A 10,816-nucleotide genomic window follows, 5' to 3' on the forward strand; every position below is an offset into this window, starting at 1 on the left:
CAAGATGGTAGGAAACGCGCCGCTTCCGCTTGACCCTCGCAGCTAACCCGTGTGTAATCACATCAGTGTCATTTCCCGGTCCGTTAGCCGGTTGCGGTGTGGCAGACCGAGATTCGACCATTTGTTCGAATTGAGATGTCGCACGATACACGCATGGCAAGCAGTTGGACTCCGTTGGGAAACTACGTAACGCAGGGGAGGGAGGCGGCAGATGTCTTATGAACATGCTGATTTCGATCATGTCGTCCGGTTCGATGGTCGGATGCTCGGCTCGGTTGGCAGCGCGCCGCACACACACACCGGACCGGGCCAGTACGCCGTCGGAGGACGGCCACAACTGAGCCTGGTGCCCGATCAGCCGGATACCGATCCGGAGATCGCCGACGACCAATGGCAGGACCGCGCCCTGTGCGCGCAGACCGACCCCGAAGCGTTCTTCCCGGAGAAGGGCGGTTCGACCCGCGAGGCCAAGCGCATCTGCCTCGGATGCGAGGTGAAGGACGCGTGCCTGGAGTACGCGCTGGCCAATGACGAGCGGTTCGGTATCTGGGGTGGGCTGTCGGAGCGCGAGCGCCGGCGGATCAAGCGCGGCGTCATCTGACGCCACGCTCCAGTCGGTTGGCTCAGTCGTCGTCGGTCATGGTCGGGTCGATCACCGACGGTTCGACACCGAGGTAGGTGGCCACCTGCGCCACCAACACCTCATGCAGTAGCTCGGCGAGGTCTGCGGAGTCCTTGGCCCGCCGTTCAATTGGCTTGCGGAACAATACAATTCGTGCCCGCGTTGCGTTACCGCGGACATCGACTCCGGCAGGAATGAGCCGGGCCAGGGCCACGGGCCCGTCGGCGACCACCTCGGGCGGCCATTGCACCGCATCGGGGTCCCTGGGGGAAATCCGCGGAATCTCATCTACCGCCACATCTAGGCCGGTGAGTCGGCTGTGCCATTGACGTTCGATCGGTTCGTACGCTTCCAACACAGCCATGTCGAATCGTTCGGCGCGGCTGCGCCAGCCCGGAACGGTTGGAGGAAGCAGCGGGCCACGCATGCCACGGCGGCGCACCCGGGAGTAGGCCATCGGCCGATAATAACGGTTGGAGATCGGCGCCTCGATCGCGCGCGTGTCCGGCGGCGGGCGGCGTTTCGGCGCGCTAGCCTCTGGCGTGTGAATGTTCCCCGTCGCTGCTGCCGGCCAGGGTGCCCGCACTACGCCGTGGCGACGCTGACGTTTGTTTATTCCGACTCCACGGCGGTCGTCGGCCCGTTGGCCACAGCGTCGGAGCCGCATTCCTGGGATCTGTGTGTGTCGCACGCCGGCCGCATCACCGCGCCCCGTGGTTGGGAGTTGGTCCGCCATGCCGGGCCGCTGCCCACCCACTCGGAAGACGACGATCTGGTTGCGCTCGCCGACGCGGTGCGCGAAGGGCGCGAGGCGCCCTCGCGCGGACCCGTGATGGCCGGCTTCAGTGACCCGACACCGGGCGCCCACGGTGCCGCGGTGATCGCACCGCCGGCGCAACGCGCCACCCAAGATCCAACTCATAACGGCCGTCGGCGCGGGCACCTGCGGGTGTTGCCGGATCCGGCGGATTAGCGTCCGGCCGAACACACCGACCACCCACACGGTTATCCGCGAGCCGATAGGCTGATCGCACGGGCCATTGGCACCATGTGGTCCGGCTACGAGGAGATCGGGGAGGGTTATGGCTCGGCCTGCCGCCGCAGTGCACAGCGTGATCAAGGCATATGACGTACGCGGCCTGGTCGGTCAACAGATCGACGAATCGTTTGTCTCCGACGTCGGCGGTGCCTTTGCTCGGCTGATGCGCTCCGAGGGCGCCACCGGGGTCGCTGTCGGCTACGACATGCGTCCGAGTTCGCCGGTGCTGGCCGCTGCCTTCGCGGCGGGCGTCATCGCCCAGGGGCTCGACGTCATTCGTATCGGGCTGGCCTCCACCGATCAGCTGTACTTCGCATCGGGCCAATTGGATTGTCCGGGCGCCATGTTCACCGCCAGCCACAACCCGGCCGCCTACAACGGCATCAAGATGTGCCGGGCCGCTGCCAAGCCGGTGGGCAAGGACACCGGACTGACCACCATCAGCGATGAGGTCATCGCGGGGGTGCCGGAATACGGCGGCGCGGCAGGCAGCATCACCGACCGTGATGTGCTGAACGACTACGGCGTCTTTCTGCGTTCGTTGGTGGACGTGTCGGCACTGCGTCCGCTGCGCGTGGCGGTCGACGCCGGTAACGGCATGGGCGGGCACACCAGCCCGGCCGTACTGGGCGCTATCGACTCGATCACTTTGCTGCCGTTGTACTTCGAGCTCGACGGCACCTTCCCCAACCACGAAGCCAACCCGCTGGACCCGGCCAATCTGGTCGATCTGCAGAAGTACGTCCTCGATACCGGTGCGGACATCGGGCTGGCGTTCGACGGCGATGCCGACCGCTGCTTCGTCGTCGACGAGAAGGGCAATCCGGTCTCGCCCTCTTCGGTGACCGCACTGGTGGCCAAGCGTGAGTTGGCACGCGAGCCTGGCGCCGAGGTGATCCACAACCTGATCACCTCGCGTGCAGTGCCCGAGTTGATCGCCGAGTGCGGCGGCACCGCGATCCGGTCCCGGGTCGGTCATTCCTACATCAAGGCGCTGATGGCCGAGAGCAACGCGATCTTCGGCGGCGAGCATTCGGCGCACTACTACTTCCGTGATTTCTGGGGCGCCGACTCGGGCATGCTGGCCGCGCTGCACGTGCTCGCCGCGCTCGGCGAGCATGACCGTCCGCTGTCGGAGTTGATGGCCGACTATCAGCGTTACCAAGCCTCCGGCGAGATCAACTTCACCGTCGACGATGCTCAGGCATGCGTCGCTGCCGTGCTGGCGTCTTACGGCGATGAAGTGCGTTCAACCGATGAGCTCGACGGCGTGACGGTCGACCTGGGTGAGGGCCGCTGGTTCAATCTGCGTACCTCCAATACCGAGCCGCTGTTGCGGCTCAACGTCGAAGCTCGCAGCCAAGAAGAAGTCGACCAGATCGTCGAGCACGTCGGCGTACAGATCAAGGCCACCAGTGGGACCGCACCATGAGTGCTGCGCCGGCGACGCTCGACCTCGATGACGTCGAAGGTCTGCTCGCGGCAGACCGCGATGGTCTACTCAGGGCGGCGTCGATGGCCGGTGCACAAGCGCGTGCCGTCGCGGCCGCACTGAGTGAAGGCGAGTTGGACGGGCTGCGGTCAGAGCAGCGCCCACGAACCGTTGCCTGGGTGACTGGCCGGGGCGCGGCAGGGGCCTCAGCGTCCGCTGGGGCGATGCTGGCCGCGGCGTTGGGCGGAACGTCATCGTCGCCGTTGGTGGTCAGTCCGGAGGTGCCGCCGTGGATCGGCGCACTCGATGTCGTGGTGGTGGCAGGCGACGATCCCGCAGACCCCGCACTGGGGGCAGCGGTGGCCACCGGTGTGCGCCGGGGGGCGCGGGTTGTTGTGGTGGCGCCCAACGAAGGTCCGTTGCGCGACGCCGCCGCGGGGCGCGCGGTGATGCTGGCGCCGCGGTTGGCAGTGCCCGATCATTTCCTGCTGACCCGTTATCTGGCGGCCGGACTGGCCATCTTGATGGTCCTCGACCCGGCCATGCGGGTGGATCTGGACGCTTTGGCAGACGCATTGGACGCCGAGGCATTGCGCAACAGCGCGGCACGCGAGATTTTCACCAACCCGGCCAAGAACCTTGCCGAACGGATGTCCGGACGTCAGGTGGTGTTGGCCGGTCAGGATGCGACCATGCTGGCACTGGCTCGGCATGCAGCCACGATGCTGCTGCGGGTCGCCCATCAGCTGGTGGCCGCCGTCGGTGTCGGCGACGTGCTGGTAGCCCTACGTGGTGGGTTGCTCGCCGGTGCGGAAGAAGCTGAAAGCTCTTATGAAGCAGCGCTTTTCCATGATCCGGAGATTGACGGACCGCTGCCTGCCCGGGTGCGTGCGCTGGTGCTGTGTACCGATGAGGAGCGCGCTCCGATGGCTGCCCGCATGGAGGCGTTCGGTGCCGCGGCAGACGTCGGCGCCATCAGCGCTGACGACATCCCTGACGCCGGGGTGTCCACCAGTCGGCTGGAGCAGCAGATCGCGATGTTGGCCGTTCGGTTGGAGATGACCGCGGTGTACCTCAAACTGGTCCGAGGTTAATCCGGTGAACCTGCTACGCGGAGCGGTGCGGAACTATGCCTGGGGTTCACGTACCGACATTGCCGAGTTCACTGGAATGCCAAGTCCTGCAGCACATCCTGAGGCTGAGCTATGGCTGGGCGCCAACTCGGGAGACCCCGCTAGCCTGCAGACCGGCGACGGCGAGACATCGTTGTTGGACGTGATCCAGGCCGATCCTGACGGTCAGTTGGGCCCGCAGGTCCGGGCCCGTTTCGGTGACGCGCTGCCGTTCCTGGCCAAGGTTCTGGCTGCTGACGAGCCGTTGTCGCTGCAGGCCCACCCCAGTGCCCAACAGGCCGCGGAGGGCTTCGATTACGAAGAGCGGCAGGGTATTCCACTCAACGCGCCAAACCGGAACTACCGCGACCGCAGCCACAAGCCGGAGTTGGTCGTCGCTTTGGGGCCGTTCGAAGCGCTGGCCGGCTTTCGTCCGGTGGCGCGCAGCATCGCGTTTATGCGGGCACTGGCGGTCGCCGATCTGGACAGCTATATCAACCTGCTCGAGGGTCAGCCGGACGGCGAAGGGTTACGTGCCCTGTTCACCACCTGGATCACCGCGCCGCAGCCCGACCTCGACATTTTGGTGCCCGCGGTACTCGACGGTGCGGTCAATTATGTGCGTTCGGGCGCAACGGAATTCGCCGCAGAAGCGAGGACCATCCTGGGGCTCGGGGAGCTCTACCCCGGTGATGCCGGCGTGCTGGCATCCATGCTGCTCAACCACTTCAGCCTGAACGAGGGCGAGGGCATCTACCTGCCTGCCGGCAATCTGCACGCCTATCTGCACGGCATGGGGTTCGAGGTGATGGCGAACTCGGACAACGTGTTACGCGGCGGACTGACCCCCAAACACGTCGACGTCCCAGAGTTGCTGCGGGTTCTCGACTTCACGCCGACGACTGGTGAGCCACTGCAGCCAAAGGTCGCCGACGATGGTTTCGAGTACGTATTCGACACGCCCGCACCGGAATTCGCTGTGTCCATGCTGCAGCTCGACGGTGAACGGTTGGGCCGGTCGGTGAGCGCTCCCCTCGATCATTCCGGTCCGCAGATTCTGCTGGGTGCCAAGGGCAGCGTGCAGGTGCAGGCGAGCGGTGGAACGTTGACTCTGGACCGGGGAACAGCCGCTTGGGTCGCGGCGGACGACGGGCCGGTTCGTCTACTCGCGGAGCAACCGGCAACGGTGTTTCGGGCGACGGTCGGAATCTAGGAAAGGGCGGGTATGTCAGCCTCGGGGAGTGCGCGCGCGATTGTGGCGGCGTTGCTTGCCAATGCCGGTATTGCGCTGGCCAAGTTCGTCGGCTTCCTGATCACCGGAAGTTCGTCGATGCTCGCTGAGGCGGTGCACTCGGTGGCCGACACGTCCAATCAGGGACTGTTGCTGTGGGGTCAGCGCGAGGCACGTCGAGACGCCGACTCGCTGCACCCGTTCGGGTATGGCCGCAGCCGCTACTTCTATTCGTTCGTCGTGGCGCTGGTCTTGTTCACGCTGGGTTCGGTATTCGCGCTCTACGAGGGTTACCACAAGATCACCCATTCGCAGGCGTTGTCATCCCCGGTGGTCGCTATTGCAATCCTGGTGGTGGCAATTGCGTTGGAGAGCTACAGCTTTCGCACTGCGCTGATTGAATCGCGACCACTGAAAGGCTCCGGCGGTTGGTGGCGGTTCATCCGCACTTCGCGCAATCCGGAACTGCCGGTAGTGCTCCTTGAGGACTCCGGAGCGCTCGTTGGTCTGATGTTCGCGCTGGGTGGTGTCGGGCTCACCATGTTGACCGGTGATCCGGTCTGGGACGGCGTGGGCACCGCGGCGATCGGTGTGCTGCTCGGTGTCATCGCGGTCGTGTTGATGGTGGAGATGCACAGTCTGCTCATCGGTGAGGGCGGCACCTCCGAGGAGATCCGGGGAATCCTTGCGGCGCTGGAGAGTACGGCGCACGTCGACCGCATCATTCACCTGCGCACGCAGTACCTGGGACCAGAAGAGATGCTGGTCGGTGTGAAGATCGCGCTGGCACCGGAAATGGACCTGGGCGCCGTCGCGGCGACCATCGATGCCGCCGAGGTCGCTGTCCGCGCGGCGGTGCCGGCCGCGCGCATCATCTACATCGAGCCCGACCTGTACCGCGGCTGACTCACTACTCCCGATAGTCCAACGGCAGTCACTCCCGGACACGCGTCGTCCCAAATTGGTTTACAAAATATGGCATAATGTCTAGACGAAAGACAAAACTGGCAATATAGTCAACCGCACTATTGGCCAGCACTGGAGGTGACCTGTTATGTCATCGGATGTTCCTGTTACGTCGTCGGATGTTTCGGAGGTGGGCGTCGAGCAATGGCGTGATCGCAAGCGCTACCTGTGGTTGATGGGGCTGATCGCTCCGACCGCCTTGTTCGTCATGCTGCCGCTGGTCTGGGGCTTCAATCAGTTCGGCTGGCACGCCGCGGCTCAGGTGCCGCTGTGGATCGGCCCGATCCTGCTCTACGTCCTGTTACCGGCTCTGGACCTCAAATTCGGGCCTGATGGTGAGAACCCGCCGGACGAGGCCATGGAACGGTTGGAGAACGACAAGTACTACCGCTACTGCACCTACATCTACATCCCGTTCCAGTACGCCAGCATCATCATGGGCGCGTACCTGTTCACGGCAAAAGACCTGAGCTGGCTCGGTTTTGACGGCGGGTTGAGCTGGTGGGCCAAGCTCGGCGTCGCCCTGTCGGTCGGCGTGCTGGGCGGCGTCGGCATCAACACCGCCCATGAGATGGGGCACAAGCGCGAGAACCTGGAGCGCTGGCTGGCCAAGATCACCCTGGCGCAGACCTTCTACGGTCACTTCTACATCGAGCACAACCGCGGTCACCACGTCCGCGTCGCCACCCCGGAGGACCCGGCGTCGTCCCGCTTCGGCGAGACGTTTTGGGAGTTCCTGCCACGCACCGTGTGGGGCGCCCTCAAGTCCTCGACCGAGCTTGAGGCACAACGCATTCGGCGGCTCGGCCGCAGCCCGTGGGATCCGCGCACGTACCTCAAGAACGACGTGCTCAACGCGTGGCTCATGTCTCTGGTGTTCTTCGGCGTCTTGGTGGCGGTGTTCGGCCCGGCGCTTATCCCGTTCGTGGTGATACAGGCGGTCTACGGTTTCTCGCTGTTGGAGTCGGTGAACTACCTGGAGCACTACGGTCTGCTGCGGCAGAAGACGGCCAGCGGCCGCTACGAGCGCTGCGCCCCGGTGCACAGCTGGAACTCGGACCACATCGTCACGAACCTGTTCCTCTACCACTTGCAGCGGCACAGCGACCATCACGCCAACCCGACCCGGCGGTACCAGACCTTGCGCAGCATTGACGGCGCGCCGAACCTGCCGAGCGGGTACGCCACGCTGATCGGTCTTACCTACTTCCCGCCCCTGTGGCGCTCGATGATGGACCACCGGGTGCTGGCGCACTACGGCGGTGACATCACCAAGGTGAACGTGCATCCGCGGGTGCGCGCCACGGTGATGGCCAAGTACGGGCCGGCGGCTGGCGATGAGCGCTCGCGCGAAGAGCAGGTGGCCTGAGCATGAGTGCTTACCAGTGCCCGGGTTGCGGGTACGTCTACGACGAGGCCAAAGGTGCTCCGCGCGAAGGGTTTCCGGCCGGTACCGGTTGGGCTGACGTGCCCGACGACTGGTGCTGCCCGGATTGCGCGGTCCGTGAAAAGGTCGATTTCGAGGACCTCGGGGCGAGCGAAGCGACGGGAAATATGGACGTCGGGGCGAGCGAAGCGACGGGAAATATCAGAGGAGTGTCCAAATGAGCGAGGCGTACAAGCTCTACGTGTGCGTGCAGTGTGGATTCGAGTACGACGAGGAGAAAGGGTGGCCGGAGGACGGTATTGCCCCCGGCACCCGTTGGGATGACATCCCCGGCGACTGGAGTTGCCCGGACTGCGGCGCGGCCAAATCAGACTTCGAGATGGTGGAGGTCGCTCGGCCGTGATGGCTTCTGGTGGCCTGGACCAGCGGCTTGGGCGATCGAAGCGACGGGAAACGTGTCCTGGGTGAGCGGAGCCACGGGAAACGTGGCCTGGGCGAGAGAAGCGACCGGACCCGATAAAGTCGCACCCGTGAGTACCCCGACGCCTCGGCCTGCGGCACCCCGCGTGCCCTTTGCCGAGGCGTCGCGAGTTCTGCTTCGCGAGTCGATTCTCGACGGCATGCGCGACATGCTGCTGGTCCGCGACTGGTCGGCCATCACCCTGACCGATGTGGCGCGTGCGGCCGGGATCAGCCGCCAGACCATCTACAACGAGTTCGGTTCGCGGCAGGGTCTACTCGAGGGATATGCGCTGCGACTGGCCGACCGCCTGGTGGGCGCCGTCTCCAGCGCCATCGTCAACAACGTCGGCAATGTCTACGAGGCGTTCCTGGAAGGCTTTCGCGCATTCTTCGCCGATTCTGCGGCCGACCCGCTGGTGATTTCCCTGCTCAACGGGGAAGCCAAGCCAGACCTTCTCCAGATCATCACCACTGGCAGCGGCCCCATTTTGAGCCGCTGTTCGGAGCGCCTCACCGACACGTTCCAGAACAGCTGGATGACCGCCAGCGTCGAAGACTCCGGCGTATTGGCCCGGGCTATCGTCCGGCTGGCCATCAGCTACGTGTCGATGCCGCCCGAGGCTGATCATGATGTGGCCGCAGACCTAGCCCGGCTGATGACCCCTTTCGCCGAGCGCTACGGTAGTAGTGATACGCCGTAGCTGTCAGAGCGCCACTCGAGAAGTTCACTGAGCGCCTGTCCCGCGAGCCCGCAGGCTACGGGTGTCTGAGTTGCACATGCGTGCACTCGCTCACAAACACGATTTGAATGGGGCTCTATCCACATGACTGAATTGAAGGCAGACGTTCGTAACGGCATCGATTACAAAGTTGCCGACCTGTCTGAGGCCGAATTCGGCCGCAAAGAGATCCGCCTGGCGGAGCACGAGATGCCCGGCCTGATGGCACTGCGTCGCGAGTACGCCGAGGTCCAGCCGCTCAAGGGCGCACGGATTTCCGGCTCTCTGCACATGACCGTGCAGACCGCAGTTCTGATCGAGACGCTGACCGCCTTGGGCGCCGAAGTTCGGTGGGCGTCCTGCAACATTTTCTCCACACAGGACCACGCCGCCGCGGCGGTCGTCGTCGGGCGCAACGGCACGCCCGAGGCTCCGCAGGGCACCCCGGTCTTCGCCTGGAAGGGCGAGACGCTGGAGGAGTACTGGTGGTGCGCCGAGCAGATGCTTACCTGGGACGGCGAGCCCTGCAACATGATCCTGGATGACGGTGGCGATGCCACCATGCTGGTGCTGCGCGGTGCGCAGTGGGAGAAGGCGGGCGTCGTGCCTCCGGCCGAGGATAACGACTCCGCTGAGTGGAAGGTTTTCTTGGAGCTGGTTCGCAAGGGCTTCGAGAACGACAAGACCAAGTGGACCAAGATCGCCGAGTCGGTCAAGGGTGTCACCGAAGAGACCACCACTGGCGTGCTGCGGCTGTACCAGTTCGCCGCCGCGGGTGAGCTGACCTTCCCGGCCATCAACGTCAACGACTCGGTCACCAAGAGCAAGTTCGACAACAAGTACGGGACCCGCCACTCGCTGATCGACGGCATCAACCGCGGCACCGACGTGCTGATCGGTGGCAAGAAGGTGCTGATCTGTGGCTACGGCGACGTCGGCAAGGGTTGTGCCGAGTCGATGGCCGGCCAGGGCGCCCGCGTCTCGGTCACCGAGATCGACCCGATCAACGCTCTCCAGGCGCTGATGGACGGCTTCGACGTCGTGACCGTCGAGCAGGGCATCGCCGACGCCGACATCGTCATCACCGCAACCGGCAACTTCGACATCATCCTGCTCGACCACATGAAGGCCATGAAGAACCAGGCCATCCTGGGCAACATCGGCCACTTCGACAACGAGATCGACATGGCGGCGCTGGAGAAGTCGGGCGCCACCAAGCTGAACATCAAGCCGCAGGTTGACTTGTGGACCTTCGGTGACAGCGGCAAGTCGATTATCGTGCTGTCGGAGGGTCGACTGCTGAACCTGGGCAACGCCACCGGCCACCCGTCGTTCGTGATGTCGAACTCGTTCTCCAACCAGGTGATCGCCCAGATCGAGCTGTGGACCAAGAACGACGAGTACGACAACGAGGTCTACCGCCTGGCCAAGCACCTCGACGAGAAGGTTGCGCGCATCCACGTCGAGGCTCTCGGCGGCACGCTGACCAAGCTCACCAAGGACCAGGCCGAGTACATCGGTGTGGACGTCGACGGCCCGTACAAGCCGGAGCACTACCGCTACTGAGCCAAACGCGAAAGTCCCCGAAACTCAACGAGTTTCGGGGACTTTCCCGTCCTCCCGGTATTGCCAGCGGGAGAACGGTACCGCACCCCCGGGGGTCAGTCGGCTACTACTTGCCGCTGTGCTTGCCCGAGCTGTTGGCGCCCGATCCCGAGCTGTGGGAGTGGGCGCCTGCTTTGGATGAACCGGTGGCTGGGTGCGTGCCATCTCCTTTACCGATGTGTAAATAACTTGCCGGACCCTAACCCAAGAGGAAGCTGAGAAATCGCCATTCCAGCAATCT

Annotated in this window: 11 protein-coding genes and 1 pseudogene; 11 read left to right on the plus strand and 1 reads right to left on the minus strand. The window is 64.5% G+C overall.

Annotated elements, in window-relative coordinates; all coding sequences use genetic code 11:
* Positions 1-337: 337 nt before the first annotated feature.
* Complete coding sequence (locus M2432_RS00345) at positions 338-601, plus strand: WhiB family transcriptional regulator (protein WP_280825268.1); 264 nt, start codon at positions 338-340, stop codon at positions 599-601.
* Positions 602-623: 22 nt separating this feature from the next.
* Here M2432_RS00345 and M2432_RS00350 read toward each other — a convergent pair whose 3' ends face one another.
* Positions 624-1,049, minus strand: a complete 426-nt coding sequence (locus M2432_RS00350; protein WP_280825269.1) for a metallopeptidase family protein — start codon at positions 1,047-1,049, stop codon at positions 624-626.
* 117 nt (positions 1,050-1,166) lie between these two features.
* Here M2432_RS00350 and M2432_RS00355 point away from each other — a divergent pair, with 117 nt between their 5' ends.
* The 10 genes and pseudogenes from M2432_RS00355 to ahcY all read left to right on the plus strand — a co-directional run bounded on the left by M2432_RS00355 (position 1,167) and on the right by ahcY (position 10,536).
* Positions 1,167-1,595, plus strand: a complete 429-nt coding sequence (locus M2432_RS00355; RefSeq protein ID WP_280824755.1) for a DUF3499 domain-containing protein — start codon at positions 1,167-1,169, stop codon at positions 1,593-1,595.
* A gap of 109 nt (positions 1,596-1,704) precedes the next feature.
* Positions 1,705-3,093: a phosphomannomutase/phosphoglucomutase gene (locus M2432_RS00360; RefSeq protein WP_280824756.1), complete on the plus strand. Its 1,389-nt coding sequence runs from the start codon at positions 1,705-1,707 to the stop codon at positions 3,091-3,093.
* Positions 3,090-4,187, plus strand: a complete 1,098-nt coding sequence (locus tag M2432_RS00365) for an SIS domain-containing protein (protein WP_280824757.1) — start codon at positions 3,090-3,092, stop codon at positions 4,185-4,187. Before M2432_RS00360 ends, M2432_RS00365 begins: the two co-directional genes overlap by 4 nt.
* A gap of 4 nt (positions 4,188-4,191) precedes the next feature.
* Positions 4,192-5,418, plus strand: coding sequence for a mannose-6-phosphate isomerase, class I (gene manA, locus M2432_RS00370; protein ID WP_280824758.1), 1,227 nt, complete (start codon positions 4,192-4,194; stop codon positions 5,416-5,418).
* Positions 5,419-5,430: 12 nt separating this feature from the next.
* The gene (locus M2432_RS00375; protein ID WP_280824759.1) at positions 5,431-6,342 is read left to right on the plus strand and encodes a cation diffusion facilitator family transporter; all 912 of its coding nucleotides are present in this window, start codon (positions 5,431-5,433) and stop codon (positions 6,340-6,342) included.
* Between the two features lie 148 nt (positions 6,343-6,490).
* Positions 6,491-7,771 carry an alkane 1-monooxygenase gene (locus M2432_RS00380; protein ID WP_280824760.1) on the plus strand — a complete coding sequence of 427 codons (1,281 nt, stop codon included), beginning with the start codon at positions 6,491-6,493 and terminating at the stop codon, positions 7,769-7,771.
* Between the two features lie 2 nt (positions 7,772-7,773).
* Positions 7,774-7,935: pseudogene (locus M2432_RS00385) on the plus strand (rubredoxin); the annotation flags it as partial.
* A gap of 71 nt (positions 7,936-8,006) precedes the next feature.
* Positions 8,007-8,192 (plus strand): rubredoxin, encoded by a 186-nt coding sequence (locus tag M2432_RS00390; protein WP_280824761.1) that lies wholly within the window; start codon positions 8,007-8,009, stop codon positions 8,190-8,192.
* A 127-nt stretch (positions 8,193-8,319) separates the two neighbouring features.
* Positions 8,320-8,952, plus strand: a complete 633-nt coding sequence (locus tag M2432_RS00395) for a TetR/AcrR family transcriptional regulator (RefSeq protein ID WP_280824762.1) — start codon at positions 8,320-8,322, stop codon at positions 8,950-8,952.
* 123 nt (positions 8,953-9,075) lie between these two features.
* A complete protein-coding gene (gene ahcY, locus M2432_RS00400) occupies positions 9,076-10,536 on the plus strand; it encodes an adenosylhomocysteinase (protein ID WP_280824763.1) in 1,461 nt (486 codons plus the stop codon).
* Positions 10,537-10,816 lie beyond the last annotated feature (280 nt).

The sequence above is a fragment of the Mycobacterium sp. OTB74 genome, assembly GCF_029892685.1.
GTDB lineage: Bacteria > Actinomycetota > Actinomycetes > Mycobacteriales > Mycobacteriaceae > Mycobacterium.